This is a genomic window from Halomonas sp. 141, assembly GCF_002810305.1.
Classification (GTDB): Bacteria; Pseudomonadota; Gammaproteobacteria; order Pseudomonadales; family Halomonadaceae; genus Vreelandella; species Vreelandella stevensii.
This window is the reverse complement of sequence record NZ_PINZ01000019.1, coordinates 1-25925: the sequence shown is the minus strand read 5'-3', so window position 1 is coordinate 25925 and position 25925 is coordinate 1. Positions and strand designations below refer to the sequence as shown.

Below are 25925 nucleotides of genomic sequence, written 5' to 3'. Positions count from 1 at the left end.
CCTCTGACACAGCGAATACTCCTGATGAAAAAGACGATAAGCATACGAGCCATGCTCATTAGCCTATTCGCGGCCGCCGTTTTGGGCGCGGTGGTACTGGCAGGCACTGGCTGGATGACCAATCAGCGGTTGATCAACGTCCAGCACCTCATCACCAGCGATGTACTTCCTTTGCAGGATGCCAGCCGCAGCATGGTGCTGACCATGGGCGCGTTTGGTCAGCGCCATGCCGACCTGCTGGCGGCCGACAGCGTGGAAGAGCTGGACAGCGTGACGTCGCGTAGTGCGTTGAACGAACGCTTTGCCAGCGCCCGAGATGGATTGGAGCGCAGTAGCCAATCGGCGCTATCGAGCCAGCTGAGTGCGCTGGATACCCACTATCAGAGTTTGCTGGCGGGTGATGAAACACTGGAAGGGGTACGGCGTGACGTCTTGAGCCTGTCTGCACAAATGGCGGAGCAGCTGCAGCGGATGCAGACCGCCATCACCACGGTGATGCACAGCGCTGAAGACATTGCCGGCCGCACGGCGCTGGCGCAGGTTCGTGAAGAGCGTCGTCAGCGTGAGCTGATGGAAGCCTGGCGTGAAGAGGGCACGACCACGCTACCCACGCAGCTGCTGGATACCATGTTCGCCTCTAGGGTGGACATTGGTCGCTTGAGCGGTAATGCGCGTATGGCGCTGGCCACCTTGTCAGATCTGGGGCGCCAGATGAGGCAGGTGGAGAGTGTGGATGCGCTGGTCAATTTGCGTACCAATGAAATCGCCCAGCAGGTGACGCTGGCGCGCCAGTCGCTGGCCGCCGTCGCGGAGGCGCCGAGCACTACCGTCGAACAGCGTGCGCTGATCGGTGAGCTGGACTCGGTGATTGCTGACCTGAACGCGCTGATGGTGGAAGATGCCAGCTCCGTTTACGCATTGCGTCAACAGCAGCTTGCCCAACGGGAGCAGGTACAGACGGCTCTCACGAGCGTTGCGCAGGCGTCCAGCGAGATGCGCGACGTGCTGAACGATATCGAATCCTACACCGTCGAGCGTGCCGCCAGTGCCAGCAGCGAAGCGGAAACGTTGGCCAACGCTGGCCGTACGCTGCTAGTGATGGTCACGTTGGCCGTCATCAGCGTGCTGGCCATTTTTGGTTGGCGCACGCTGGTGCGGGTACTAGGTCCGTTGGTCGCCATGCGCCGTCAAATGGAAAACATCAGTGGCGCTGCGGGTGAAAATGCCGATCTCTCCATGCGCCTGGCGCTGGCCCACAATGATGAAGCCGGGCAAACCGCCCAGGCGTTCAATCAGATGATGGACACCTTCGAAGCCATGGTGGCGCAGATTCGTGAAAGTGCCGAAGCCATTGCTGCCAGTAGCCGCCAGATTGCTGCTGGCAACGAGAACCTGTCCCAGCGTACCGACCAGCAGGCGTCCTCGTTGGCAGAAACCGCGTCCAGCCTCGAACAGATTACCGCCACGGTCAAACAGACGGCGGACTACGCCGATCAGGCCAAGGATGCCAGCACCAACGTCGATGGGCGGGCACGCTCGGCGGGGGATGTTGCCCAGCGTACCACTGCTGCCATGAGCGACATTCGCCAGGCCAGCGAGAAAATCACCTCGATCATCAAGGCCATCGACGATATCGCCTTCCAGACCAACCTGCTGGCCCTGAATGCGTCGGTCGAGGCTGCCCGCGCGGGAGAACAAGGGCGTGGGTTTGCGGTGGTCGCCCAGGAAGTTCGCAAGCTGGCGGGGCGCAGCGCTGAAGAGGCCGCCCAGATTCGCCATCTGGTCGACGACAGCGTGCAAAAAGTCAGTGAAGGCGAGCAGCTGGTGACGGCCTCCAGTCAGCACCTGCAAGAGATCATCGACAGCCTCACCGAGGTCACTCGTTATGTGACCGAGATCGCCGATGCCACCAAAGAGCAGTCAGCCGGCATCGATCAGATCAATCAGGCGATTTCGCAGCTGGATCAGGTGACTCACCAGAACGCGCGCCTGGTTCAGGAGGCCACCACGGCAAGCCACACGCTGGATGAGCGTGCGGGTGACATGCACTCCCTGGTCAGCCGCTTTCAGGTGAGCCACGATGCCGGGCGTCCGCCTGTAGCGCTGCCCTCGCAGTCTCGGTCTCAACTACAGCCACAGCCACAGCCCGCCCGCTTGAAATAGCCGGTTCTCCACGGCCCCTTCCTCGACAGCGAACGCCCCAGCGTTCGCTGTTTGCATGTCAAACGGTTGAACTTTAACGCGCTTGCCTACACTGATCAAATTGCGCGTCAAACCTCGGCCTTTTAGGCCGGGGAAGGATAGCGCGGCATCTCCTGGATGCCTTTGCTGACGTTTTGTACAGTGCTATACTACTCATGTCGACACGACCTACCGAGGGGCACTCGGAAAGTTACGTCTGTGGAGACGGCGTGAGACCTGGGGGATAGGCGTTGGTTCGTCACCGTAAAAATCCCCACCGGGACGTTACGGCGATAACCAAGCCATTCCCTCGGGCAGCTGTCCTTGAAGCAGAAACCAGGAAGGTAACAACCTGGGAATCCCCTTCCTTTCCGCCGTAGGCGGCAGCGCAAGTTGAGGGAGGGGAGGATGTCAAAAGGAGTGACCAAAGACGAGGAGGCAAGATGACGACGCTAGTGATAGGTGCCAATGGCCAAATTGGTCAACAGTTTTGTGCTCTGGCCAAACAGGCAGGCACGCCCATCAAGGCGATGATCCGTCATCAGGAGCAGGCGGCATGGTTTGAAGAGCGCGGCATTCCCACCGTTATCGCCGACCTGGAAGGTGAGCTGGAGCATGCCTTCGAAGGGTGCGACCAGGTCGTTTTCACCGCAGGATCCGGGCCGCATACCGGGCCGGACAAAACCCTGTTGATCGACCTGTTCGGCGCCATCCGCGCGGCGGATATCGCCAGCCAGCGCGGGCTGTCACGCTATATCATGGTCAGTGCGCTGCGCGCTGAAAAACCTCTGGAAGCCCCGCAGAACATGCGCCCCTATATGGCGGCCAAGTTCGCTGCCGATGCGCACCTGCGCCGTAGCAATATCTCCTACGTGATTCTCAAGCCGGGGCGGCTCACCGATGATGCCCCCAGCCACAAGTTTGCCAGTAGTGTCGAAGAAGCCGGTGATAATCGCATCTCGCGTGCCAATGTCGCCCATGCCCTGCTGAGAGTCGTGCAGACTCCCTCGATCATTGACCGCGACATCACCCTGCTGGATGGCAAGCGGCCCATCGATGCGTTGCTATAGCGTGCCACCCAAGCGTTCACGCAGGTCGGCCATGAAGGTCTCGATGCGCAGTGCGTTGGTGCCCACGTCGCTGGCGCCCAGGCGAGAGGCCGAACGCATGTCCACTTGCGTGCCCGAAGCCAGTTCGGTCAAGCGAATCACCACATCGTCCTCGAAGCCAAACCAGCGAGTAGTGGCCGTGGCCTCCAGCTGGTCTGAGGAGATGTCGGCAATCTGCCAGCCCGCAGCCTCGACTTCCGCCTGTACCGCCGCCAGCACAGTAGTGGCGTCAGCCTCCACCTGCAGCGGCTGAATCTGAGGGTAGGCGGCCTGCTGCTGCCGTGCCGTGGCTTTGCCCGGGTAGTCGACAGCATTGGGGGCAGCCTCGCGGGCTTCACGAAGGGCCACAAAAGCCGGTGGGTTCTGTGTATCGGTGGTGATGTCATGTATGACAGGTGCCTGCTGGGCACGTTGCCACTGCTGCCAAGGTAAATAAAGCAGTGCCGCCGTGGCCAGCAGGACGAGCAGTGCCGCGCTGGCGGTGCCTGCCCGTCTAGTGACGGCACTGATGAGCAGCGCCAGCACGCTCAAGGCCAGCGCGGCCATGGCCGTGAACACGCCATTGCGCAGCAACGTAAATGCCTCGCCCAGCCCTGCCCATTGCCAGCGATATGCCGGGCCAGCGACGGCCATCATGGCCACGGCCGCCAACAGCGCCACCAGGCTCAGCCAGACCAGCGCGCTGGGCCAGCGGCTTTTGTTGCGTGTACGGTTGAATGATCTGGTGGATGTTCTTGTGAATGTTCTGGTCATCCCTTTCCCCTTGGCAACATGACGTGTCTGCCCAGCATAGCCAGCGATGTGGTAGCGTGGCTACTTTTTCCGCCTGACCCAGGATGCCGCCATGAGGGACGCTGACATGCACTCACCCAGACACTCTCCATCGGAGGTGACCGCCACGCAGGCAACGGCTTTGCTCGCCTGCCGAGTGCGCGCGCTGCTCGAGCAAGCGCCTCGGCAGGCCCTGCCCATGACCTACCAGCAAGTGGCGGCTGCCCTGGGGCTCACCCCGCCGGGCACCATTGCGCAAGTGGCCAATGCGCTTGAATGGCTCATGGAGGAGGACGTGGCGGCAGGGCGGCCTCTGGTCGCGGCGTTGGTCATCAGTCGGCGTGGCGAGGATCGTCCGGCCCGTGGATTTTTCGAAAAAGCCGTGGCGCTGGGTCGCTTTCCGCAGGACCCCGCGACCCATGCACAGCACTACCTGGCCGAGCGCGAGGAGGCCATGAATCGCCGTTGACTCACGCCTTGCGCAGCGGGTCGAGCAGGCCACTCAGGCCGTTATGGTCGATTTCATGCATCAAGTGCAGCAAGTGGCCAATCTCCCCGGTGGGAAAGCCCTCCCGGGCAAACCAGTTGAGGTAGGGGCCCGGTAAATCAGCTATCAGCCATCCTTCGTACTTACCAAAGGGCATTTTGCGTGAGACCAGCTTTTCGAGGTCTTCGGGTTTCATACGTTAATTCCTTTCATTCTCATTTAAGCGTTCTTTTATGTTTCCGCGCCCGCGGTTTTTTGTTAGACTTTCGTCGACAATATACCCCCCCCTCGACGCTGGGCGCTCACTGCTCCGGCACGTCATTTCTGTATCGTCAGGGACATGACATGCAAAAACGTTTAAGTCTTTTACTCTGCTCGCCGCTGCTGGCGCTTGCAGCAATGCCCGTGTCGGCCGATGAACCGGTCGATGTCCTGCTGATTGGTGGCGGCATCATGAGCGCTACGCTGGGCACCTATCTCCAGGAGCTGGAGCCGGAGTGGAGCATACACCTCTACGAACGGCTGGACGAAGTCGCCGCTGAAAGCTCCAACGGCTGGAACAACGCCGGTACCGGGCACTCGGCTTTTTGCGAAATGAACTATACCCCCGAGCAACCTGACGGCAGCGTGGCCATCGAGCGTGCGGTCAACGTGACCGAACAGTTCGAGGTGTCTCGCCAGTTCTGGGCGCACCAGGTGGACCGTGGCATGCTGGGCGAGCCAGGCTCGTTCATCAACACCTCTCCCCATTTGAGCCTGGTATGGGGTGAAGACGACGTGGCGTTCCTGCGCGAGCGTCACGCCACCATGGTACAGAACCCGCTCTACGCCGGGATGGAATACTCCGAAGATTGGCAGGAGCTGGCCGAGTGGATGCCGCTGGTCATGGCGGGTCGCGAGAACGACGGCACCCCGGTGGCAGCAACGCGCATGCAGATGGGCACCGAGGTGAACTACGGTGCACAAACGCGCCAGATGATCGAATCTCTGGCCCAAGGCGACAACTTCACGCTGGGTCTGAACAGCGAAGTGCGCGGCTTCGAGCGCAATGACGACGATACCTGGCAAGTTCGTATCGCCGATTTGGCCAGCGGTGATGAGTTCACCGTCGATGCGCGTTTCGTCTTCATCGGTGCGGGCGGTGCGGCGCTGCCGCTGCTGCAGGAAACCGGCATTCCTGAAGTGGAAGGCTACGGCGGCTTCCCGGTGGGCGGCCAGTTCCTCTACACCACCAACCCGGACGTTGTGTCTCAGCACTTGGTGAAAGTGTATGGCAAGGCCGGTGAAGGCTCACCGCCCATGTCGGTGCCTCACCTGGACATCCGCTATCTGGACGGTGAACCCGCGCTGTTCTTTGGCCCGTTTGCCACGTTCTCCAGCAAGTTCCTGAAAGAGGGCTCCTGGACCGACCTGTTCGGCTCCATGACGCTGAACAACACCTGGCCGATGATGCAGGTCGGGGTCGATAACTTTGATCTCGTGCGCTATCTGGTCAGCCAGGTGATGATGTCGGAAGAAGATCGTTTCGAAGCCCTGCAGGACTTCTACCCGGAAGCCAACCCCGATGACTGGTCGCTGTGGACAGCGGGCCAACGCGTGCAGATCATTCGTGACGATGAAGAGCAGGGCGGTGTGCTGCAGTTTGGTACCGAAATCATCAGCTCTGCCGATGGCAGCATGTCGGCGCTGCTGGGTGCCTCGCCTGGCGCTTCCACCGCTCCGTCGATCATGCTGAACCTGCTGGGGCGTGTGTTCCCCGAACAGGTAGCTAGCGAGGAGTGGCAGTCTACCCTGACCGCTATCGTGCCGTCCTACGGCCAGAAACTGGCGGAAAATCCGGAGCTGCTGCGTGACGTGCGTGCCTATACGGCACAAACCCTGCAGCTTGACGAGCCCATGAACCTGCAGGCGGGTGATGCCGTCGAGGCCAGTGACGTCGAAGAGGCCGCTGACGAGGCGGAGCAGGAAGCCGAGCCCGCTGACGAAGCGGAAGCTCAGGACAGCGAGCAGGAAGAAGAGGTAACGCAGGCGTAAGTACAACGCCTGTCGTTGGTCGATACAACGCCAGCCTTCGGGCTGGCGTTGTGCGTTTTATTCAGCCCTGGGGTGCGTATTCCATCAGTAACACGGTCAGGGCGCGGGCGGCCTCGTGGCCTGGGCTATCGCCGCGATACACCACTCCGATGTCCCGGTGAAAGGTGTGCTCATCGAGGCTGACTGCCCTGATGCCGCTGGGCCAGTGGTCGAGGGCACGAGGCTCTGGCACCAGCGCCACGCCCACGCCGTTGGCCACCAGCCGAACGATGGCATCCAGCTCATCGACTTCACACACATCGCGCACCTGGCAGTGCTGATCGCGCAAGAAGCGCTCGACCTGCCGCCCCCCAAAGGATGTCCGGTCGTAACGCACGAACGGATGACGCTCCAGCAATGCTCGCCAATCGCTCCCTGACCAGCCCTGCGGTACCAACAGGCGAAAGGGTTCATGGGCCAGTGGCTGCCAGCGCAGGTCGCTGTGCAGCGAGAAGGGCGGCCGAATGATCACGGCCATGTCGAGCTCTCCTGCGTCCACCTGGCTCATCAGACCCAGTGACAGCCCAGGGACCACCCGGCTGCGGCAGTGGGGAAAGTGGCGGTGAAAATGTGCCAGCACGTCCGGCAGCAGCGTACGTTGATACGAGGCAATGGCGCCTAGCGTGATGAGCGTGCCGGGTGCCTGGTCGGTGCCTGCTGCTCCCAGCGTTCGGTACAGCGCCAGCAGGGCGCGGGCTTGCTGCAGGGTGGCCTGGCCTTGCGAGGTGAGGACGGCATTGCGACCGCTGCGCTCGAACAGTGTGACCCCCAGCTCCGCTTCCAGGCGCTTCATCTGGGCGCTGACGGCCGCCTGGGTCAGCCCGGTCTGCTGTCCGGCAGCGGCAAAAGTGCCGTGCTGGGCCACGGCGACAAGCGTTTTAAGCTCACGAATCATGATCGGTAACTCATCAATATTTTTTGTGAGTTTATCAAAAAACAATTGATTTTATTTTTGCATGGCGGCTTTTAGGATAGCTGAACCAACCCTAAACGCAGCACATCGCGGCATACCCGATAACAGGAGCTTCTCATGAGCCTTTCCCCTTTCCACCTGGCAATCCCCGTTTACGATGTGCCGCTGGCACGCGCTTTCTACAATGATGTTTTTGGTCTGGAAGAGGGGCGCTCCAGTGACCACTGGGTGGATTTCAACTTCTTTGGCCACCAGCTGGTGATTCACGGGCACCCCAAAACGCCTGGGCAGGAAAGCGCGCATACCAACCCGGTGGATGGCCACAATGTGCCGGTACCACATTTTGGTGTCATCCTGGAGTGGGATGAGTGGGAAACGCTGGCCGAGCGCCTGAAAGCCCGCGATACCGATTTCGTGATCGAGCCCTATATCCGCTTCAAGGGAGAAGTGGGTGAACAGGCCACCATGTTCCTGCTCGACCCCTGCGGCAATGCGCTGGAGTTCAAGGCGTTCAAGGACAAGAGCCAGATTTTTGCCAAATAAGCGCACTTGGGTCGCCGACAGGGCGCTTGTCAGGCGCCCATGTCCTGCTCCTGTCGGCGATGCTGTAGCGGTGGCTCGCCAAAGTAACGCTTATAGTCGCGGCTGAACTGAGGCACGCTGCGGTAGCCGACGGCCAGGGCGGTCTGGTTGACGTTATGGCGGTCCTGCCGCAATAGCTGCTGAGCCTTCAATAGCCGCAGCCGCTTCACGTACTGCGCTGGGGAAGCCCGGGTGATCTGCTTGAAGTGCTGATGAAAGGTCGAGACGCTCATGTTGGCCTGCTGGGCCAGCTGTTCCACCGAAAACGGATCGGCAAAATGAGCATGCAGGTGGGAAAGCACCTGCACGATTCTCGCATAGTGGCCATGGCCGCTGACCAGCGCGCGTAGCGCTTGCCCCTGCTCCCCCTTGAGCGCTTCGAACACCACATCACGTATACGCGCTGCCCCCATGATGCGGCACTCCACTTCGTCGTGCAGGGTGTGAGCAAGCCGCAGAACCGCAGCCTGCATGCCTTCGTTCATGGCCACCGAGGCCATGGGTCTGGGGGTTTTTACGAGCGGCCCTTGTTCGCCCATGGCGGTGACCAGCTCGTTGAGCAGCGCGGGGTCCAGAGAGACCGAAATACCCAGCAGCGGCGCCTCTTCGGAGCCGTGTGTTTCGCACTCGAAAGGCAGCGGCAGGGTCTGAACGAGATAGTGTCCAGGGTTGTAGTGAATCTCGCGGTCACCCAGGTAACCGATCTTTCGCCCTTGGGCAATGATCGTCAGCCCCGGTTCGTACATGAGCGGGGTGCGCGGCTGATGCCGTTTCAGGTACAGCAGGCTGACCCGTGGCAGAGCCGAGGCGTTCATTCCTTCCCGTCGAATCAAGGGAAAAAGGCACTGAGCAAGGGCGTTGCCCGCAGCGGTGGTAGTGGCCATGGGGGCTCCAGAGGCGAGACTGTCATCAGTTCGTTTAGGACAATTGTGACTTTTTTGCGCGCATTTTTGTTATTTTATTACGCCTTTATGGAGAAATAGGCAAAAAAATCGGAGCTTCGTTCATCGCTAACCGCGGCGGTACGGCCAATAATGGAAGCTTCTCTCGCATGAGCGGGATGCCTTACCAAGGAGTTTCCATGAGCCAGGCAAAATCGTACGCCGCGTTTTCCGCCGACAAACCCCTCGCGCCGTTTACCTTTGAGCGTCGTACGCCGCGTGCCGACGACGTTGCCATCGAGATTCTTTACTGTGGCGTATGCCACAGCGACCTGCACTTTGCGCGTAACGACTGGGGCATGAGCCAATACCCCGTCGTGCCCGGCCACGAGATCGTCGGCCGCGTGACCGCCGTGGGCAGCGACGTCAGCCGCTTCCAGGTAGGCGATCTGGTAGGAGTGGGCTGTATGGTCGATTCCTGCCGTACCTGTTCGGCCTGCCAGGAGGGCGTAGAGCAATACTGCCTGGAAGGCTTCACCATGACCTACGGTAGCCCCGATCGTCAGGACGGCACCCTGACCCAAGGCGGCTATTCCGATGCCATCGTGGTGAGCGAGCATTTCGTGCTCAAGATGCCTGACGGTATCGATCTGGCCTCGGCTGCGCCTATCCTGTGCGCCGGTATCACTACCTACTCACCGCTGAAGCATTTCGGGGTAGGTAAAGGGCACAAGATCGGGGTGATTGGCATGGGTGGCCTGGGCCATATGGGCGTGAAGCTGGCCAAGGCGCTGGGCGCAGAAGTCACGGTATTTACCCGTTCCGACGCCAAGGTAGAGGAAGCCAAGCGAAACGGTGCTGACCACGTGGTGGTGTCCAGCGACCCGGCGCAAATGGAGGCCGTGGCAGAAACCTACGACTTCATGCTGGATACCGTGCCGGTACAGCATGACCTCAACCCCTATCTGGCCGCGCTCAAGTACAACGGGACGCATATCATCGTCGGGCTGCTGGAGCCCATCGAGCCGACCATCGAAGCGTTCAATCTGGTCTTCAAACGCCGCGTGGTGGCTGGTTCACTGATCGGCGGGATTGCCGAAACGGAAGAGCTTTTGCAGCTGTGTGCCGACCAGAACATCACCTGTGATATCGAAATGCTGGATATCAACGACATCAACGAAGGTTTCGAGCGCATGGAAAAAGGTGACGTGCGTTACCGCTTCGTGATCGATATGGCCACGTTGAAAAACACACCCGCTTAAGTGGCCTTCGCTGGATACAGCCCGCTCCTGTTGGAGTGGGCTTTTTTGTTTATCGCATAGATGAAAATGGTTGATACATAAGTCGTAGAGGTGCCGTTTTTTCACGTGGATTGTTTTACTCTGCGCTTGAGCAGCGCCATAACAAATAAGCACAAGGGAACTCACTCATGAAGCATCTCTCGATAAAATGGAGCCTGACGGCTGCCCTCGCGGTGCTGGTGGTGATGATTGGCCTGATCAGTGGGCTGGGTTTTTACGCCAATACCAACAGCGGCCAGGCACTTGCCGAAATCAACAATACCAACGTCAGGCTGGTCAATCTGGCCAACCGAATGCAGGTCAACGCGTTACGTGCGCAGACCTTTCTCGACCGTTCGGCCAGCTTCAGCACCATGGGCAACCCTGAAAGAGGCCAGGAAAGCCTGGAGCAGGCGGCCGAAGCAACGTTGGCGGCCCAGCGCTATTTTGAAGAATTCTCTGCCGTTGCCGTGGACCCAGCAAGCGAGCTGGCCCGCCACAGTGAAGCGGTGAGCGAAGCCTACCAGGCCTTTGTAGTGGAAGGGCTGGAGCCCTTATTGAATGCGCCGCCGTTCCAAATCCAGCGCCGCCAGGTCGCACTTGGCGAGCAGAGTGCGGCGCTGGACAGCGCCATGGGTAACTTTGTGGCCTATACCGAGTCGCGTGGTCAGCAGGTGATGCAGCAGGTGGAGCGCGTAGCGACCTGGGTCGGTGCCATTGCCATTGGCCTGCTGCTGTTCTCACTGGTAGCGGCGCTGGTCATTCGTATTGCCATGGTGCGAGGGGTGGTCACTCCGTTGCGCCAGGCGCTCGACCACTTTGCGCGTATTGCCGATGGCGACCTGACCGGCCGCATCGAAGACCGCGGTCGTAACGAGATCGGTCAGCTGTTCATTGGGCTAGCCGCCATGCAGGAAAAACTCAAGACGCTGGTCCTCTCCCTGCGCAGCAGCAGTGAACACGTTTACAGCGGGGCCAGCGAGATTTCCACGGGCAGCCAGGATCTCTCCTCGCGTACCGAGCAGCAGGCCGCTGCGCTTCAGCAAACCGCGTCCAGCATGGAGCAGATGGCGACCACGGTGGGCACCAACGCAGATATCGCCCAGCAGGCCGACCAGCTCTCCGTGGCAGCCTCGCAATCGGCCGAACGCAGCGGTGAGGAGGTCGAGCGGACCGTGCAGCTGATGCGCGAGATTGCCGCCAGTGCCGACAGGGTGAACGATATCATTGGCGTGATCGACTCGATTGCCTTCCAGACCAATATCCTGGCGCTGAATGCCTCTGTGGAGGCGGCCCGAGCCGGTGAGCAGGGACGCGGCTTTGCCGTGGTGGCCAGTGAGGTGCGTTCTCTCGCCACCCGCAGTGCTGAGTCGGCCAAGGAGATTCGCGGCCTCATCGAGCAAACCACGACGCAAATCACCAGCGGTGCCAGTCAGGCCGAACGTAGCGGGCAAACCATCCATCAGACGGTGGACGCTATTCGTCGGGTCACCACGCTGGTGGGTGAAATTTCCACGGCAACCCGTGAACAGAGCGGAGGGATCGAGCAGATCAATGCGGCGTTGACTGAAATGGATTCGGTGACCCAGCAGAACGCGGCGCTCGTGCAGGAAACCAGCGCGGCGGCCACGGCCCTGGAGGGTCAGGCCAGCGGCCTGGCAGAATTGATCTCCACCTTCCGGCTGGCCGCTGGCGAGCAGCTGTCGCCTGCGCCACAGGCGCCAGCGCCCTCCCTGACTCGGCAAGCGGCAGGGCAGGCGCCTACGGCCAAATCTATCCAGTCACAGCAGGACGAGTGGGACGAGTTCTAAAAAGGAAGGTCATAGAACGCCCCCTGAGCGCACGACGTGCTCAGGGGGCGTTGTTCATTCAGGCGTGAGCCACCACGCGCAGGCGCACGTAATCGGCGGTCCAGTTGCCGTGCCCATCGCTCAGACTGTGCGACAGCAGGTTGACGGTATGATCGAACACGGCGTCTCTCAGGTCATCATCCAGACCGTGAAAGAACGGGCTGGCAAAGGTGTCCAGCCAGTTGGCCATGCCTTTGGGCAGTGGCGTAGGGCGCGGGATGAGTTCGATGTTGTCGATTCGGAACCCCACGGTTTGCAGCAGGTTGGCGTACTCCTCTGCCGTCGGGAAATACCAGGGGTGACGCCCTTTGGAGCTGATCCCACGGAACTGCAGCGAGGCAATCAGCGCGGTGCAAATGGCCGCCACGTTACCGTGTCCACCAAACTCGGCCACGAAGCGCCCCCCGGGCTTGAGGGCCCGCTTGACGCCGGCCAGCACGGCCTGAGGGTCGAGCATCCAGTGCAGGGCGGCATTGCTGAAAACCGCATCGAACTCGTGGTCGAAAGGCAGCTGGTGACCATCGACTACCCTGGCCGTTACGCCGCGCTGCTGCGCTGCTTCGACCATTTCCGCCGACGCATCGACGCCCAGCACGGTCGCGCCCAGCTGCATGATGCGCTCGCTCAATACGCCATCACCGCAGCCCAGGTCCAGAATGCGCTCACCCGGCTGAGGAGAGAGCAGTTTGAGCACCTCGTGGCCCAGCTTGGGCACGAAAGGTGCGTTTTCCGCGTACTGGCTAGCATCCCATGCTTGCCCAGGCGGTGTATGTGAGGCGTTTGTCATGGCGGCATCCTGGCTTCGTTATTCAGTGGTACGATTATTCAGAGTGAAACACTGTATTAGAATAACGCTTCTTACAGTATAGCCATCCGCTGGATAAGCCCCAGGCAGTGCGTACATTTTTCACGCTAACCCTGCCCATCATTCGGGCAGGGCGAAGGCCATGACGCTATCGCCCAGCGTGGTTTCCGATTGGAAAGAGCCGCCTGCGGCGATCACCACATACTGGCGTCCCTGGTGCACGTAGGTCATGGGGTTGGCCTGCCCGCCTGCAGGCAGGCGCTGTTCCCATATCAGCTCGCCGGTCGCGCTGTCGAAGCCGCGCAGGTAATCGTCCATGGCGGCCCCAATGAAGGTCATGCCCCCTTGGGTGGCCAACGGGCCCCCGCTAGTGGGGGCACCCACCGTCATCTTGAGGCGCGAGGGAATGCCCAGCGGCCCCTGGTCCATGCTGGTGCCCAGCGGGCGTGACCAGACGATCTCGCCGCTGTTCAGGTCGGTGGCGCTCAGAAAGCCCCAGGGTGGCGCCGTACACGGCATGTCCAGCGGAGAGAGCCAGGCACCGCGCTCCGCCGCCACCGGTGCGCCCAGCATGGGCTGGGCCTGCTGGTCGATGTAGCTGGCATCCTGAGCACCAATGGGGGCAATGTTATCCATGGTATCGGCTTCTTCACGGGGGTAGAGCACCACCTGCGAGGGCATGCGGTTGTTGTTCACGATCATTAGTTGGCGCGTGGGGTCGAATGAGGCGCTGCCCCAGTTGATGCCGCCCAGGATGCCAGGAAACTGCAGCATGCCGCCCTCCTCCAGGGTGGGAGGGGTAAACATGCCCTCGTAGCGCATGCGCTGAAACTCGATGCGGCAGTAGAGGTGGTCCAGGGGCGTCGTGCCCCAGGTATGCGCCCCGGTCAAGCGTTCGACTTCCTGCCCTGGCAGTGAGCCAAAGTTGGGCATGTCTGGTGAAAAAGGCTGTACCGGCGAGGTCCAATCTCCTTCGATGGCTCCCTGGGGCACGGCGCGCTCCTCGATGCTACGCAGGGGTTCACCGGTTTCACGGTCGAAGACGAACACCTGCCCATATTTGGTGGCTTGTACCACGGCGGCTCTGGGGCCTTCCTCGGTGGGGAAGTCGATCAGCGCTGGTTGCGCCCCCAGGTCGTAATCCCATAAATCATGTATCACGGTGGTGAATTTCCAGGCGACGTCGCCGGAGTCGGCTTCCACGGCGACCAGCGATGCAGTGAAGGCATCCTCCTCGGGCGAGCGGTCGCCGCCATATTGGTCATTGGTAGGGTTGCCGGTGGGCAGGTAGACCAGCCCCAGGGCTTCATCCGCGGTGATGGCCGCCCACACGTTGGGGGTGCCGCGCGGGTACACTTCACCGGGTTCGGGCTGTTGATCGGGAGTCGTCCAGACCGCGTCCCAGGTCCACTGCCACTCGCCCGTCAGGGCATGGTAGGACCTAACGGCGCCGGAAGGGCCGTCCCGGCGCTGATTGTCGGTCACCTGATGCCCTACGATCACACTGTCGTTGACCACGGTAGGGCCCGACGTATTGGAGAGATAGCCCGGTGCCTGCGGGTCCATGAACTCATACAGGTCCACGGTTCCCTGCTGGCCGAAATCGGTGCACTGAGAGCCATCATCGGCATTCAGGGCCATCAGGCGTCCATCCATGGTGCCCATCAGCAGACGGCGCGGGCACTGGGTCGTGGGGTCGTCGGTTTCATGGTATGCCAGCGAGCGGCAGGCGGCAGAAAAGACATGCTCCAGCGCATCGCGGTCGACCTGTGGGTCGAAATGCCACTGTTGTTCGCCGTTGCCGGGGTCCAGTGCAAACACCTGGTTGCTCTGGGTACAAACATAGACGCTGTTGCCCACTTTCAGCGGTGTATTCTGAAAGGCATAAGGTGTCGCGTCACTATGGGGAGTATCGCCGGTATTGAAGGTCCAGGCCTCGCTGAGCCGTGCCGCGTTGTCTGGCGTGATCTGGCTTGCCTCGGAAAACCGCCGAGCCGAAGCATCGCCGCCATAGGCCGGCCAGTCCATGGAGGTCTGTTCGGTCATGGCAGGCGGGGAGGCGCCTTCAGCCAGGCGTGCCTGCGCCGGGGAGTCGATATCCACATGACGATCCTGCAACAGCCACAGAAGTGCCAGGCCCGGCAGCGCCAGGGCGATCACTCCCGGCAGGCGTGCCCCCCAGCCAGGCCGGTGGCCGCGGTGTCGGTACAGCGCGGGCAACAGCAGCAGTGCTACCACCAGCAAACCCCACAGCACCCCCATGCGCGCCAGTAAGTCCACCTGCCAAATCGGCAGCCAGCCTTTCTGGTCGATTTCCCATAGCGACCAAGCCAGGGTCGCCAGCACCGTCGCGGCGTAGAGCCAAACGCCCGTGGGGGAGCGGCGCCATATCAGTACGGCGGCGCTCAGGATGGCAAGGCCCGCCAGCAGGAAATACCACGAGCCCCCGAGCAGAACCAGATATCCCCCTCCCACGATCATGGGCAGGCTCAGTAGCAGGAGTACGCCTGCCAGGGCGAGCATGGCCCAGACGGCCGGTCCTTTTCGATAGGTAGCGTCCATGTCTTTTCCTGTGGTGATGTGTCGGGTATTGCCTGTGTGGCGACGATACTGAATTAACCTTAGAAGAGTGAGCAGGGCTTGGCAAGTGGCAGAGGGTTGTTTAACCCATGTGGCCTGGTGAAGCTGCATTTGCCTGCCAGCGAGCCTCGCGGGTTGCCGCAAGCAGGCAAGAATGCGTTACGATTCAAGTCTTCCAATGAAGCACGCCCCCTACTATTTCGTGATCAGTGAGGCACCATGAACGACGTTATCAAGCTCTTGCAGTCCCACCGTTCCATTCGTAAATTCACCGATCAGGAGATCCCTCGTGGGCTGCTCCTGGAGCTGATCAAGGCCGGGCAGGCGGCGGCGACCTCCAGCCATGTGCAGGCTTACAGCGTGATTCACGTGAAAGACGCAGCCAACCGGGAGCAGCTGGCCGAACTGTCCGGTGGCCAGGGCTATGTGGCCAGCAGTGCGGTGTTTCTGGTGTTCTGCGCCGACATGAAGCGTCCTACCGAAGCCTCGGCGCGCACCGGCGCCAACGTAGAGCGCGGCATGACCGAGCAACTGCTGGTGGCCACCGTGGACACGGCCCTGATGGCCCAAAACGTGGCCGTGGCGGCCGAGTCCGAAGGGCTGGGTATCTGCTACATCGGCGGGATTCGCAACAACCCCGAAGCCGTCAGCGAGCTGCTCAAACTGCCGCCCCATGTCTACCCGGTATTTGGCATGTGCCTGGGTTACCCGGACCATCAGCCGGAGGTCAAACCCAGACTGCCCGTGGAGGCGATTCTGAAAGAGGACTACTACACTGAAGACAGTGATCAGGTCGTGGCCTTCGATGACACCATGCGGGCCTACTACCAATCACGCAGTAGCGGCAATAAAAATAGCGACTGGTCGCACAACCTCACCCCTCTGTTCGACAACAAGCTGCGCCCCCATATGCGTGACTTTCTAGTGAAGCGTGGCTTTACCATGAAATAAGGAGCCCCTCATGTCCCTACAGCGTGCCTACCTTCTGTTCGCCGGGCTTTACAGCCTGCTGCCTGTCATGGGCATCGTGGCCATTCTCTTCGGGGGTGGGACACCGCTGGCGCTGGTGCACCTCTCCTTTGGGGTGTTGGGCGTCGTGGGGCTGTGGGGGTACATGCTCAACCGAGGCGTCATGAATCAGCGCATGTGGCGTCCGCTGGCGCTGGTGTTTGCCGTGGGAAGCCTGGTGCAGATGGGGATCGTACTGAGTGTGCCGGTGGCGGGGGTAGAGTTGACCTGGATGCTCATCAGCAGCATTTTTGCCCTCATTCTGGCCGTGATGCTCTATCACTACGGCAATCGAGACCAGCCGCTGTGGGCCAGTGAAGAAGAGCGAGCCGCTGCGATGAAGCTGGCACAGCTGCTGGAGCAGCAATCCAACGTCACGGCGTATCACCGTGAGCCCGGCCATGAGAACAGTGTCCGCGTCTCCAAAGTGGGCAATGCCTATCATGCCAGCGTTACCCGCCGCACCCCTAAGGGGCAGGAGACGTTCGAGCAGCGCTTTCGCCATCCTGAAACCCTACTGTTCTTTGCCGAAAAGTTCGCCAGCGTCGCGCCGCAGGCGTTTACCGGCCAGGAGGAGCGAGGCTCACAGCTGGCGTGATCACCATCACGCTTGCAGCAGCGGGCTCTTTGCCAACTGGCTCGCCAGTTGGCCCTTGATGAACTGGTAGAGAGGCGTAATGCGCTTCGGCAAATTCGGGGTTTGCTTCGTTGAACCAGGTGCTGGTATCCAGCGCCTTCAGCTCGGCCAGCGTGTTCATTCAGCACTCTCCACGAACAAGATGGCAATTAAAGGTATGCTGGTAGGAAAATACGCTCAATGTGGAGAACATGCTGGCCAACAGCTCTACCTCAGCTACGCCTGCGGTACGGCCAGTGCCAATCATGCCTGCCTGGCTCGGGCCACCCTGGGCGATGGGCGTTTGGAGCAGGTAGAAGAGATTTTTCGGGTTCACCCCGCCAAGCGTGGCGATGCCCACTATGGGGGCGCCTGGCATGGCTGCCGGATGACACGCTGATCCTCACTCTGGGCGATGGTTTCGATAGCCGTGAAGATGCCCAGCGGGTGAGTAGCCATATCGGCAGCATCGTGCGCCTGAACGCCGATGGCAGCGTGCCCGGCGACAACCAAGGTAACTCCGCGACCCCGACGGCAACAAGCTTGCCTTCGTGGTGTATCCACACCGAGTAGGGCTTTAAGCCCCCAACTCCCTGCGCAACCAGCTCGCCAGGGCTTCGCTGCGGCGGGCGTTGGTGTGTTTGGGTAGCCACAGGCAGAGCCTGGCCGGGGTTTCGATATAGCCCCAGGGGGCGACCAGCCGACCGCTTCTCAGGTCGTCTTCCACCAGTAGCCTGGGGGCAATGGCGACCCCGAGCCCTGCCACGGCGGCTTCCATCAGGTAGTAGAGGTGTGCAAACCCTTGGCCCTGCTGCAGGGCTGCTTTCAATGCGGCGGGTTCCAGGCCTTGGGCGGCAGCCCACTGCGGCCACGCCTGTGGGCGTGATGCGGTATAGAGCAGCTTGCTGCCAAACAACGATGAGGGGTCTTCCACGTTGCAGGCCTCGGCCAGCCGGGGGCTGGCTACGGCGCAAATTTCCTCGGCTATCAGAGGAATGCGTTCGCCTTCCTCGGGCCAGGGTGGTTCGAAGAAGGCCAGCGTGGCGCTGGTCTCGGGCTTGCCCGGTTGTTCGGCATCGCTCACCACCACTTGCAGCTTCAGTTCGGGCAGCGCCTGGTTCAAGCGGTCCAGGCGGGGGATCAGCCAGCGGGCCAGCAGGCTGCCGGGGCAGGCCAGCGTAAAGGGCGCCTCTTCCACCTCATGCTTGAGCAACGTGCAACTATCCCTGAGTTTGGCGAAGGCCTCCCCGACGCCACTTTGCAACTGCTCACCGTGGTGGGTCAGCACCAGCCCGCGCCCGGCTTTCGTGAACAGCGCCACGCCAAAATGCTCATCCAGACTCTTGAGCTGTCGGCTTACCGCGCCGTGGGTCACGCTCAGCTCGTCAGCGGCCGCAGTGACACTGCCCAGCCGAGCAGTGGCTTCAAAGGCTCGCAAAGCGCTCAGCGGGGGCAGGCTGTGTTGCATGGGGTCTCCTGAAAAAGTTGCGAAAAAATCACAGGTGCTTGCCATCTTATCGATTTTTCTTCCGACCTGCCTGCGCTAACGTCGACACATTGCAAAAACGCCCCGAATCGCAGAGGTCGAGATGAACCAACCGTTAAACCTACCCGATGCCAACGGCATGTTTGGCAGCTTTGGTGGCCGCTTTGTGGCCGAAACCCTGATGCCGCTGATTCTCGAGCTTCAGGATGAGTACACCACGGCCAAAAACGACCCCGAATTCCAGCGCCAGCTCGCCTATTTTCAAGGCGACTACGTGGGGCGCCCCAATCCGCTCTACTTTGCCGAGCGCCTCACCGAGCACTTCGGCGGTGCCAGCATTTACCTCAAGCGTGAAGAGCTGAATCACACCGGCGCGCACAAGATCAACAACTGCATTGGCCAGGTACTGCTGGCCAAGCAGATGGGCAAGAAGCGCATCATCGCGGAAACCGGCGCAGGCATGCACGGCGTGGCCACCGCCACCGTGGCGGCCCGTTTTGGGTTGCCCTGCGTGATCTACATGGGCGCCACCGATATCGAGCGCCAGCAGCCCAACGTGTTCCGCATGAAGCTGCTGGGCGCGGAGATCGTGCCGGTCACTTCCGGTACCGGCACGCTCAAGGATGCCATGAACGAAGCGCTGCGCGACTGGGTCACCAACGTAGACGACACTTTCTACATCATCGGCACCGTGGCAGGCCCGCACCCGTACCCGGCCATGGTGCGCGATTTTCAGGCGGTGATTGGCCATGAAACCCGCGCCCAGATGCTCGAAAAGCAGGGCCGCCTGCCGGATTCACTGATTGCCTGTGTGGGCGGCGGCTCCAACGCCATGGGCTTGTTCTATCCGTTCATCAACGATGACAGCGTGCACATGGTCGGTGTGGAAGCGGGCGGTAAAGGCGTCAAGAGCGGCCTGCACGCTGCCAGCCTCAACGGCGGCACCCCCGGCGTATTGCACGGTAACCGTACCTACCTGCTGCAAAACGAAGATGGCCAGATTACCGACGCCCACTCCATTTCCGCAGGGCTCGACTACCCCGGCATTGGCCCCGAACACGCCTGGCTGCACGAGCAGGGGCGGGTCGAGTACGTCTCTGCCACCGATGACGAAGCGCTGGAAGCGTTCCAGATCTGCTGCCGCCAGGAGGGCATCATCCCCGCCCTGGAAACCGCCCACGCCCTGGCAGAAGTCGCCAAGCGTGCGCCGACACTGCCCCGCGAGCACCTGATGGTGGTCAACCTCAGCGGACGTGGTGACAAGGACATGAACAGCGTGGCCCAGCATCTGGGCGACCGCTTCGGCATGAAACACTCATGAGCGCGATACAGGAGACTCTCATGCAACCTACCTTGCAACGTACTTCTCGGCTCGACAGCTGCTTTGCCGCGCTCAAACAGCAAAACCGCCCAGCGCTGGTCAGCTACCTCACTGCGGGCGACCCGGACCCCGAGACCTCCCGCCGCCTGCTGCACGGGCTGCCGGATGCCGGTGTGGATATCATCGAACTCGGCATGCCGTTCAGCGACCCCATGGCCGATGGTCCCGCCATTCAAAAGGCTGCCCTGCGCGCCCTGGAAAAGGGCCAGACCCAGGCCAAAACGCTGGCAATGGTGCGCCAGTTCCGTGAGCAAAACAGCACCACGCCCATCGTGCTGATGGGCTACTACAACCCGATTTACTGCTACGGCGTCGAGCGTTTTCTCAGTGATGCCGCCCAGGCAGGGGTAGACGGGCTGATCGTGGTGGACCTGCCCCCCGAGCACGACGAAGAGCTGTGCCAGCCCGCCGCCCAGCACGGCATCGATTTCATTCGCCTGGCCACGCCCACCACCGATGCCAAGCGGCTACCCAAAGTGCTGGCCAACGCTTCCGGGTTCATCTACTACGTTTCCGTGGCGGGCGTGACCGGCGGCAGTGCCCCCACACCCGAGCGGCTGGAAGGCGCCGTGAACCAGCTGCGCGAACACACGCCGCTACCCATTGCCGTGGGCTTCGGCATTCGCACCGCCGAACAGGCCGCCACCATTGGCCGCTTCAGCGACGCCGTGGTAGTAGGCTCTGCCCTGGTAGATTGCATCGAACACGCCAGCAGCGGTGAAGAAGCCATCGCCCAGGTACATGGGCTGGTGAAAGCGCTGTCGGCCAGTGTGAGAGGGTGTCGAGAACCCCAGCAGGAGCGCGCGGGTATGCCAGCCTGAGGGTAAGCACCATCACACCACAGAGCGGGCCATGGCCCGCTCTGTTTTTATAGCGTTATGAAGGCTTGAGGAGAGAAAGTCAGACGGGGAAGCCGTGATGGCTGCCGTCGGGTAGCTCAATATCCACTCGGACACGGCCTCCCAGCGCCTCGACGTAGCGTTTTAGAGAGCTAAGGCGCATGTCCTGGCCTACTTTCTCAAGGCCTGCAATCGTGGGTTGTGTAACACCCATGGCACCGGCGATGTCTGCCTGGGTTTTTTCTGCCAGCTGGCGAATTTCGGCAAGCCTAATGTCCAGCAACATATCACCTGCTTTCGCCTTGGCCGCTGCTACTACTTCCGGTTTTTCCTGCGCCAGCAAGTCTTCTAATTTTCTTGCCATGATGCTCACCTCACTTCAGCGTTTCCAGATGCGCCGCATATTCACGGTCCGCTACTGGTATCATTTCGTCGTAAAACCGCTTGTCATTCCCGCCTTTGTCACCAGCACATAAAATGATGCCTGCGCGAGTAGGGTCAAAAGCAAAAAAAGCTCTGAGGGGGCGACCACGGCTCTGAATCCGTAACTCTTTCATGTTGGTAAATTGCGAGCCTTTGACCGTATCCGCATGAGGGCGAGATAGCATGGGGCCTCGTTCCTGAAGTAGTAGAACCGAGGCCAGTACATTCTCACGGTCAGCATCGTCGAGTGAGAAAAACCACTCTTCAAAAATTGACGTTTGTTCTATCGCCCACATAGCCCCTCCCTAGTATAGCTTTTAATCTATATAGGAAATGGCCTATTTTCAAGGGGCTCATCTAAAAAAGAGGGTACGAAACGGTGGGTACGGAAGCTCCATTCTTCACTTGTCGGTGTCTTGAGAAAACAGGCATCATCCACGTTTGAGGGTGGCGGGATAACGTCACGTGTATTCAAACAGAGGAAAACCATGGGCAAGCTCTTTTCGTTGCTGGTACTGCTGGGACTCGGCTATGCGGGTATCTATTTCTATTACGGCGTGGTGATCGAAGGGGAGGTCGAGCAGCAGCTGGCATCCCGTGGCCTGACCTCGGTCAGCGTGGATAACGTCGAGTATGGCCTGCTGGCGCCGGTCAGCAACAGCGCCAATATCGCCGTGACCGTGGGGTATCGTGGTTCCCAGGCGGCGGTCAACGTGCGCGTGCAAGGCCATCCGCTGTGGTCCGATGAGGTCACGGTACAGCTGGATGGCCTGCAAGCCCTGCGTTTGGGGATCAGCTTCGGGCAGTAACCACGAGCCAAACGTGTTCATGGCCAATCGATACCGCTACGGCTACCAGTAGCCCCGCCATGACCCAGTTGAACCCTTTGATCAGCATGGGCTGCCTGACACGCTGGCCAAGCAGGCTGCCTATCACCACATAGCTGCCGGGGGCACCTGCCGCCAGTGCGGCCAGCCCCAGTGCCCAGATAAACAGGCTCATGCCCTGAATACCCTCGGCAGGAAACTGCAGCGTCGCGATGGGCAGTGTCGCGACCATGGCTTTGGGGTTGAGTAACTGCATCATCAGGCCATCACGAAAACTGAGCATGCGTGGTGCCGGGGCGTGGGTATTCAGGGTGGCATTGGCGCGGGCCACCTTGTAGGCCAGATACAGGATATAAGCGCAGCCGAGCGCGCTGAGCAGCACCAGGGAGTCTTGAGATATCCAGGCGGCTCCCGCCCACCCCAACACCAGCAAGTACAGCAGCATGGCCAGCCCCACGCCCAGGCAAAACCCCAGCGAGGTTTTACCCTGCCCGTTGATACCGACATTCAACCCCAACAGATTCACAGGCCCAGGCGTGTACATGACGCCCAGGGCATAGGCGACGATTGCTAACATGAGAAAACCTCTAGGTGGACGTGATGCTTAACGCGTGATGTCGCGTTGGTACTGGAAAGGGGTCATGCCGTAGATGCGTTTGAAACGGCGGTTGAAGTGGCTCAAATCCGCAAAGCCGAAACGCAGCGCTATCTCGGTGAGTGGCGCGCCCTGGTCGAGCGCGGAGCGGGCGGCGTTCACGCGGCAATTGATCACGTATTGATGAGGGGGCATGCCGAACTGTTGGCGAAATAGCCTCAAAAAGTGGTACTTCGACAAATGCGCGGCCTGGCTGATGTCGTCCAGCGAGATATCTGCCTCAAGATGCTCATGAATATACGTTTTGGCGTGGCCCAACAGCGTGTCTGGGCGGCTGGTGCGTTGGCCAGTCACCATGTGCCCGCCAAGCTGAACCATGCGCTCGATCACGCGATACAGTGCGTTTTCCTGGTCGATGCAGCTGCCCGCTTGATGCGTGGTCAGGCGTGCGACTTCCTGTATCGCCTGGCGCAGCAGCGGGTCGTGAATCAGCGTACTCCGGGAGCGAAACGGTGACGTTTGTGGGCGGCCAAGCAGCTCCTCGAACAGCGGCAACGCTTGGTTGGGATGCACGTATACCATCACGTAGCCCAAAGCCTGCTCACCGCCAGCGTGGCCGTCGTGAACCTCTTCAGGGTTGAACAGAATCACGTTGCCCGGTGGGCTACGATGAAACTGCCCGCCGCTGAAGAAATCCTGTCGCCCCGCCAGCGTCACCCCAAAGGCGTACTCCTCGTGGGCATGACGGTCATAGCTAAAATCCTCGATGGCCGCTTTCAAGACGGTCAGTGACGGCACATGATGATTTTTGAAAAACTCGAACTGGCTGCTGCCCATGCCAACCTCCTTGATCGCATTCGGCCCATGGCGGGCTTACCCTGACCCGTTTCAGGATATGACGCGGGCGCCAGCGTGGCTTGTACATAATTGCTCAACGGCGGTGTCAGTGTATATTCACTAGACGGTACACAGTGGGCGGCATTCGCAAAACGCTGGCAAACGAGGAGGGCGCATGGCAAACCCCAACGTGGTGGTGATTACCGGCGGGAGTCGAGGCATTGGTGCCGAGACGGCCCGGTTGTTCGCCCGGCATGGCTACGATGTCTGCCTCAACTATGTCGAAAACGACGCAGCCGCCGAGCGTGTGCGCAGTGACATCCTCGCTCTGGGCGTGCGCTGCCTGGCCGTGAAGGCGGATGTCTCGAAAGCCGATGAGGTGGCGAACCTGTTTCGCCAGGTCGATCAGGAACTCGGCACGTTGACGGTGCTGGTCAACAACGCCGCCATTCTCAACACCCAGGCGCGGCTGGTGGATATCTCGCCGGAGCGTTTTGGCAACGTGCTGCACAAGAACGTCATGAGCTGCTTTCTCTGCTGCAAGGAGGCCGTGCAGCGCATGTCTACCCGCCAGGGCGGCGCGGGCGGCAGTATCGTCAATGTTTCCTCCATGGCCGCCAAGAGCGGCTCGCCCAACGAGTACGTGGATTACGCCGCCTCGAAAGGGGCCGTGGATACCTTGACTCGGGGGTTGGAGCTGGAAGTCGCGGCCGAAGGCATCCGCGTGAATGCAGTGCGCCCCGGCCTCATCTACACCGAGATGCACGCACTCGGCGGCGAGCCTGCCCGCGTAGACCGCTTGAAGTCTCGCATCCCCCTGCAACGGGGTGGCCAGCCTTCCGAAGTGGCAGAAGCCATTGTCTGGCTGGCCAGTGACAAGTCATCCTTTGCCACCGGCACTTTACTGGATCTGGCGGGCGGCCTGTAACGCCCTGACCAGCCCCCCCCTTGGCTGCCCAGGCAGCGCCCAAAAAAGGACACCCCATGTTTACCGGCCTGAGTGCGTTTCCGCTGACCCCCATGAACGAGCAGGGCATCAACGAGCAGGAGTTCATCCAGCTAGTGGCCCGGCTGGCCCACGCGAAGGTGGATTCCATCGGCGTGCTGGGCTCTACCGGCAGCTACGCCTACTTGAGCGTGGAGGAGCGGGCCCGAGTGGCCAGGCTGAGCGTGGAAAACGCCGCTGAGGTGCCGGTGGTGGTGGGCATTGGCGCGCTGCGCACTCGGGATGTACTGGCCAACGCCGAACATGCCCAGCAGGCCGGGGCGAGCGGCCTGTTGCTGGCGCCGGTGTCTTACCAGAAGCTCACCGACGACGACGTGTACAACCTGTTCAGTACCGTCAGCCGCGCCATCAGCGTGCCGCTGTGCGTGTACGACAACCCCGGCACCACCCACTTCACCTTCAGCGATGAGCTGCACGGGCGCATTGCCGCGCTGCCCCAGGTGCGCTCCATCAAGATTCCACCGGTGCCCAACGATCTGCACGACGCCAGTGCTCGGGTGGCGCGGCTGCGGGCGCTGATTCCCGAGGACGTGACCATCGGCATCAGCGGCGACCCTGCCGCCGCCACGGGCCTGCTGGCCGGCTGCGAGGCATGGTATTCGGTATTCGGTGGGCTCTATCCGGAACACGCGCTGGCGCTGACCCGCGCCGCTCAAGCGGGAGATGCCGAACAGACCCTGGCCCACTCCAACGCGCTGGCAGCGCTATGGGCGCTTTACCATGAACATGGCGGCAGCCTGCGGGTGGCCGCGACCATGGCCGAACTCACTGGCCGCGTGAGCGCACCCTGCCTGCCCCAGCCACTGAATACCCTGCAAGGGCAGGCACGCCAGCAGGTGAAGGCGGTGATCGAGGCGCTGGGGCTTGGCTAAGCCGAACACCAAGCGGCGGGCATGGCAGGTTATCCAACTAAGCGCGTATCTTGTTTGGGCATAAAACGGCTCAATAGAAATGCTTTTGGTGTTCCCTAAAGTAAATTATTACATAGTCGTTTTTTAGGTGGCGCGACTCGCATGAGTTAACGGTCACCCCCTATCAGTTGGTAGCGAGCTAACTAAAATGGTGTTTAGTAGGGAAGCGTTTCCAAGACGAGAGGGTCAAGTTAATTAAAATTTTTCATCTCGTTGAGGGCGTTTTTAAGCATCTGTTATTTATGGTTTTGATGATTTTTTACGTTTCTGTCGATGGTTTTTGTAAGACATCTGCCATTGGTTTTGTAAGATATTTGCTATCTGTTGCGTAAGACATCGCCCCGTAGCCTCGTAAGAAATTGCCTACTCCGGCAAGTGTCCGATGCCCCACCAATGGATAACTGAAACCTGAATCCGTGAAGCCGGCGCCGACACTTTCCCTATCACCGCCAGCGAGCACTTTTTGATCATTCGCCCCGTGCAA

Annotated in this window: 27 protein-coding genes and 1 pseudogene; 15 read left to right on the top strand and 13 right to left on the bottom strand. The window is 60.8% G+C overall.

Features of this window, described 5'->3' with window-relative positions; genetic code table 11:
- Positions 1-51 precede the first annotated feature (51 nt).
- On the top strand, positions 52-2163 hold the full coding sequence (locus CWI66_RS10255; protein WP_100731608.1) for a methyl-accepting chemotaxis protein: 2112 nt from the start codon (positions 52-54) through the stop codon (positions 2161-2163).
- A gap of 461 nt (positions 2164-2624) precedes the next feature.
- The gene (locus tag CWI66_RS10250; RefSeq protein WP_016916467.1) at positions 2625-3251 is read left to right on the top strand and encodes an SDR family oxidoreductase; all 627 of its coding nucleotides are present in this window, start codon (positions 2625-2627) and stop codon (positions 3249-3251) included.
- Here CWI66_RS10250 and CWI66_RS10245 read toward each other — a convergent pair.
- Positions 3246-4043, bottom strand: a complete 798-nt coding sequence (locus CWI66_RS10245) for a DUF1499 domain-containing protein (protein WP_100731607.1) — start codon at positions 4041-4043, stop codon at positions 3246-3248. The two genes, CWI66_RS10250 and CWI66_RS10245, sit on opposite strands and share 6 nt — an antisense overlap.
- Positions 4044-4134: 91 nt before the next feature.
- On the opposite strand from CWI66_RS10245, the gene CWI66_RS10240 reads away from it, so the two are divergent.
- Positions 4135-4530 carry a hypothetical protein gene (locus CWI66_RS10240; protein WP_232710838.1) on the top strand — a complete coding sequence of 132 codons (396 nt, stop codon included), beginning with the start codon at positions 4135-4137 and terminating at the stop codon, positions 4528-4530.
- 1 nt (position 4531) lies between these two features.
- Here CWI66_RS10240 and CWI66_RS10235 read toward each other — a convergent pair whose 3' ends face one another.
- Complete coding sequence (locus CWI66_RS10235) at positions 4532-4744, bottom strand: DUF3820 family protein (protein ID WP_016916469.1); 213 nt, start codon at positions 4742-4744, stop codon at positions 4532-4534.
- Between the two features lie 149 nt (positions 4745-4893).
- Between CWI66_RS10235 and mqo the strand changes: the two genes are divergently transcribed.
- Positions 4894-6582, top strand: a complete 1689-nt coding sequence (gene mqo / locus CWI66_RS10230; RefSeq protein WP_026002011.1) for a malate dehydrogenase (quinone) — start codon at positions 4894-4896, stop codon at positions 6580-6582.
- A gap of 61 nt (positions 6583-6643) precedes the next feature.
- Here the strand turns inward: mqo and CWI66_RS10225 are convergent, their stop codons facing one another.
- Entirely contained in the window at positions 6644-7516 is an 873-nt protein-coding gene (locus tag CWI66_RS10225; RefSeq protein WP_016916471.1) for a LysR substrate-binding domain-containing protein, read from the bottom strand.
- Positions 7517-7651: 135 nt separating this feature from the next.
- On the opposite strand from CWI66_RS10225, the gene CWI66_RS10220 reads away from it, so the two are divergent.
- The gene (locus CWI66_RS10220) at positions 7652-8077 is read left to right on the top strand and encodes a VOC family protein (RefSeq protein WP_039175852.1); all 426 of its coding nucleotides are present in this window, start codon (positions 7652-7654) and stop codon (positions 8075-8077) included.
- A 29-nt stretch (positions 8078-8106) separates the two neighbouring features.
- Here the strand turns inward: CWI66_RS10220 and CWI66_RS10215 are convergent, their stop codons facing one another.
- Positions 8107-9000 (bottom strand): AraC family transcriptional regulator, encoded by an 894-nt coding sequence (locus CWI66_RS10215; RefSeq protein ID WP_100731605.1) that lies wholly within the window; start codon positions 8998-9000, stop codon positions 8107-8109.
- A 197-nt stretch (positions 9001-9197) separates the two neighbouring features.
- On the opposite strand from CWI66_RS10215, the gene CWI66_RS10210 reads away from it, so the two are divergent.
- Both CWI66_RS10210 and CWI66_RS10205 read left to right on the top strand, forming a co-directional pair.
- Positions 9198-10259 carry an NAD(P)-dependent alcohol dehydrogenase gene (locus CWI66_RS10210; protein ID WP_100731604.1) on the top strand — a complete coding sequence of 354 codons (1062 nt, stop codon included), beginning with the start codon at positions 9198-9200 and terminating at the stop codon, positions 10257-10259.
- Positions 10260-10426: 167 nt separating this feature from the next.
- A complete protein-coding gene (locus CWI66_RS10205; RefSeq protein WP_100731603.1) occupies positions 10427-12088 on the top strand; it encodes a methyl-accepting chemotaxis protein in 1662 nt (553 codons plus the stop codon).
- A gap of 58 nt (positions 12089-12146) precedes the next feature.
- Here the strand turns inward: CWI66_RS10205 and CWI66_RS10200 are convergent, their stop codons facing one another.
- Together CWI66_RS10200 and CWI66_RS10195 are read right to left on the bottom strand one after the other, a co-directional pair.
- Positions 12147-12914 (bottom strand): class I SAM-dependent methyltransferase, encoded by a 768-nt coding sequence (locus tag CWI66_RS10200; protein ID WP_100731602.1) that lies wholly within the window; start codon positions 12912-12914, stop codon positions 12147-12149.
- A 138-nt stretch (positions 12915-13052) separates the two neighbouring features.
- Positions 13053-15494 (bottom strand): membrane-bound PQQ-dependent dehydrogenase, glucose/quinate/shikimate family, encoded by a 2442-nt coding sequence (locus CWI66_RS10195; protein ID WP_100731601.1) that lies wholly within the window; start codon positions 15492-15494, stop codon positions 13053-13055.
- 237 nt (positions 15495-15731) lie between these two features.
- Here CWI66_RS10195 and nfsA point away from each other — a divergent pair, with 237 nt between their 5' ends.
- Positions 15732-16463, top strand: a complete 732-nt coding sequence (nfsA, locus tag CWI66_RS10190) for an oxygen-insensitive NADPH nitroreductase (protein WP_016916478.1) — start codon at positions 15732-15734, stop codon at positions 16461-16463.
- 10 nt (positions 16464-16473) lie between these two features.
- On the top strand, positions 16474-17118 hold the full coding sequence (locus tag CWI66_RS10185) for a hypothetical protein (RefSeq protein WP_100731600.1): 645 nt from the start codon (positions 16474-16476) through the stop codon (positions 17116-17118).
- Here CWI66_RS10185 and CWI66_RS18025 read toward each other — a convergent pair.
- A complete protein-coding gene (locus CWI66_RS18025; RefSeq protein ID WP_157808965.1) occupies positions 17081-17278 on the bottom strand; it encodes a hypothetical protein in 198 nt (65 codons plus the stop codon). The genes CWI66_RS10185 and CWI66_RS18025 overlap by 38 nt on opposite strands.
- On the opposite strand from CWI66_RS18025, the pseudogene CWI66_RS18685 reads away from it, so the two are divergent.
- A pseudogene (locus tag CWI66_RS18685) lies at positions 17198-17709 on the top strand (PQQ-dependent sugar dehydrogenase). The gene CWI66_RS18025 and the pseudogene CWI66_RS18685 overlap by 81 nt on opposite strands.
- Before the next feature lie 4 nt (positions 17710-17713).
- Here CWI66_RS18685 and CWI66_RS10170 read toward each other — a convergent pair.
- A complete protein-coding gene (locus tag CWI66_RS10170) occupies positions 17714-18604 on the bottom strand; it encodes a LysR family transcriptional regulator (protein WP_100731599.1) in 891 nt (296 codons plus the stop codon).
- 121 nt (positions 18605-18725) lie between these two features.
- Between CWI66_RS10170 and trpB the strand changes: the two genes are divergently transcribed.
- Entirely contained in the window at positions 18726-19943 is a 1218-nt protein-coding gene (trpB, locus tag CWI66_RS10165; protein WP_081192298.1) for a tryptophan synthase subunit beta, read from the top strand.
- Positions 19944-19975: 32 nt separating this feature from the next.
- Positions 19976-20824 (top strand): tryptophan synthase subunit alpha, encoded by an 849-nt coding sequence (trpA, locus tag CWI66_RS10160; RefSeq protein ID WP_100731617.1) that lies wholly within the window; start codon positions 19976-19978, stop codon positions 20822-20824.
- Between the two features lie 79 nt (positions 20825-20903).
- Here the strand turns inward: trpA and CWI66_RS10155 are convergent, their stop codons facing one another.
- Together CWI66_RS10155 and CWI66_RS10150 are read right to left on the bottom strand one after the other, a co-directional pair.
- A complete protein-coding gene (locus CWI66_RS10155) occupies positions 20904-21206 on the bottom strand; it encodes a helix-turn-helix domain-containing protein (RefSeq protein ID WP_100731598.1) in 303 nt (100 codons plus the stop codon).
- Between the two features lie 10 nt (positions 21207-21216).
- A complete protein-coding gene (locus CWI66_RS10150) occupies positions 21217-21561 on the bottom strand; it encodes a type II toxin-antitoxin system RelE/ParE family toxin (protein WP_100731597.1) in 345 nt (114 codons plus the stop codon).
- Between the two features lie 192 nt (positions 21562-21753).
- Here CWI66_RS10150 and CWI66_RS10145 point away from each other — a divergent pair, with 192 nt between their 5' ends.
- Positions 21754-22074, top strand: a complete 321-nt coding sequence (locus CWI66_RS10145) for a hypothetical protein (protein WP_039175902.1) — start codon at positions 21754-21756, stop codon at positions 22072-22074.
- On the opposite strand, the gene CWI66_RS10140 is transcribed toward CWI66_RS10145, so the two are convergent.
- On the bottom strand, positions 22058-22669 hold the full coding sequence (locus tag CWI66_RS10140) for a LysE family translocator (protein ID WP_100731596.1): 612 nt from the start codon (positions 22667-22669) through the stop codon (positions 22058-22060). The genes CWI66_RS10145 and CWI66_RS10140 overlap by 17 nt on opposite strands.
- Positions 22670-22696: 27 nt before the next feature.
- A complete protein-coding gene (locus CWI66_RS10135; RefSeq protein ID WP_100731595.1) occupies positions 22697-23524 on the bottom strand; it encodes an AraC family transcriptional regulator in 828 nt (275 codons plus the stop codon).
- Positions 23525-23699: 175 nt separating this feature from the next.
- On the opposite strand from CWI66_RS10135, the gene CWI66_RS10130 reads away from it, so the two are divergent.
- Together CWI66_RS10130 and CWI66_RS10125 are read left to right on the top strand one after the other, a co-directional pair.
- Positions 23700-24452, top strand: coding sequence for an SDR family oxidoreductase (locus CWI66_RS10130; RefSeq protein WP_081135232.1), 753 nt, complete (start codon positions 23700-23702; stop codon positions 24450-24452).
- A 56-nt stretch (positions 24453-24508) separates the two neighbouring features.
- Positions 24509-25402 carry a dihydrodipicolinate synthase family protein gene (locus CWI66_RS10125; RefSeq protein WP_100731594.1) on the top strand — a complete coding sequence of 298 codons (894 nt, stop codon included), beginning with the start codon at positions 24509-24511 and terminating at the stop codon, positions 25400-25402.
- Between the two features lie 298 nt (positions 25403-25700).
- Here CWI66_RS10125 and CWI66_RS18340 read toward each other — a convergent pair.
- The coding region (locus tag CWI66_RS18340) for a hypothetical protein (RefSeq protein ID WP_232710834.1) at positions 25701-25925 on the bottom strand (225 nt) is incomplete at its 5' end.

Bases quoted from the DNA above. Each gene is read 5' to 3' on its own strand.
- CWI66_RS10125 (WP_100731594.1), top strand. From the start codon at position 24,509: ATGTTTACCGGCCTGAGTGCGTTTCCGCTGACCCCCATGAACGAGCAG.
- CWI66_RS10240 (WP_232710838.1), top strand. From the start codon at position 4,135: ATGAGGGACGCTGACATGCACTCACCCAGACACTCTCCATCGGAGGTG.
- CWI66_RS10255 (WP_100731608.1), top strand. From the start codon at position 52: ATGCTCATTAGCCTATTCGCGGCCGCCGTTTTGGGCGCGGTGGTACTG.
- CWI66_RS10215 (WP_100731605.1), bottom strand. From the start codon at position 9,000: ATGGCCACTACCACCGCTGCGGGCAACGCCCTTGCTCAGTGCCTTTTT.
- CWI66_RS10250 (WP_016916467.1), top strand. From the start codon at position 2,625: ATGACGACGCTAGTGATAGGTGCCAATGGCCAAATTGGTCAACAGTTT.
- CWI66_RS10205 (WP_100731603.1), top strand. From the start codon at position 10,427: ATGAAGCATCTCTCGATAAAATGGAGCCTGACGGCTGCCCTCGCGGTG.
- CWI66_RS18025 (WP_157808965.1), bottom strand. From the start codon at position 17,278: ATGAACACGCTGGCCGAGCTGAAGGCGCTGGATACCAGCACCTGGTTC.
- CWI66_RS10130 (WP_081135232.1), top strand. From the start codon at position 23,700: ATGGCAAACCCCAACGTGGTGGTGATTACCGGCGGGAGTCGAGGCATT.
- CWI66_RS10200 (WP_100731602.1), bottom strand. From the start codon at position 12,914: ATGACAAACGCCTCACATACACCGCCTGGGCAAGCATGGGATGCTAGC.
- CWI66_RS10145 (WP_039175902.1), top strand. From the start codon at position 21,754: ATGGGCAAGCTCTTTTCGTTGCTGGTACTGCTGGGACTCGGCTATGCG.
- CWI66_RS10210 (WP_100731604.1), top strand. From the start codon at position 9,198: ATGAGCCAGGCAAAATCGTACGCCGCGTTTTCCGCCGACAAACCCCTC.
- CWI66_RS10235 (WP_016916469.1), bottom strand. From the start codon at position 4,744: ATGAAACCCGAAGACCTCGAAAAGCTGGTCTCACGCAAAATGCCCTTT.
- CWI66_RS10155 (WP_100731598.1), bottom strand. From the start codon at position 21,206: ATGGCAAGAAAATTAGAAGACTTGCTGGCGCAGGAAAAACCGGAAGTA.
- nfsA (WP_016916478.1), top strand. From the start codon at position 15,732: ATGAACGACGTTATCAAGCTCTTGCAGTCCCACCGTTCCATTCGTAAA.
- CWI66_RS10150 (WP_100731597.1), bottom strand. From the start codon at position 21,561: ATGTGGGCGATAGAACAAACGTCAATTTTTGAAGAGTGGTTTTTCTCA.
- CWI66_RS10140 (WP_100731596.1), bottom strand. From the start codon at position 22,669: ATGTTAGCAATCGTCGCCTATGCCCTGGGCGTCATGTACACGCCTGGG.
- CWI66_RS10220 (WP_039175852.1), top strand. From the start codon at position 7,652: ATGAGCCTTTCCCCTTTCCACCTGGCAATCCCCGTTTACGATGTGCCG.
- CWI66_RS10195 (WP_100731601.1), bottom strand. From the start codon at position 15,494: ATGGACGCTACCTATCGAAAAGGACCGGCCGTCTGGGCCATGCTCGCC.
- CWI66_RS10170 (WP_100731599.1), bottom strand. From the start codon at position 18,604: ATGCAACACAGCCTGCCCCCGCTGAGCGCTTTGCGAGCCTTTGAAGCC.
- mqo (WP_026002011.1), top strand. From the start codon at position 4,894: ATGCAAAAACGTTTAAGTCTTTTACTCTGCTCGCCGCTGCTGGCGCTT.
- CWI66_RS10185 (WP_100731600.1), top strand. From the start codon at position 16,474: ATGTCCCTACAGCGTGCCTACCTTCTGTTCGCCGGGCTTTACAGCCTG.
- CWI66_RS10225 (WP_016916471.1), bottom strand. From the start codon at position 7,516: ATGATTCGTGAGCTTAAAACGCTTGTCGCCGTGGCCCAGCACGGCACT.
- trpB (WP_081192298.1), top strand. From the start codon at position 18,726: ATGAACCAACCGTTAAACCTACCCGATGCCAACGGCATGTTTGGCAGC.
- CWI66_RS10135 (WP_100731595.1), bottom strand. From the start codon at position 23,524: ATGGGCAGCAGCCAGTTCGAGTTTTTCAAAAATCATCATGTGCCGTCA.
- CWI66_RS10245 (WP_100731607.1), bottom strand. From the start codon at position 4,043: ATGACCAGAACATTCACAAGAACATCCACCAGATCATTCAACCGTACA.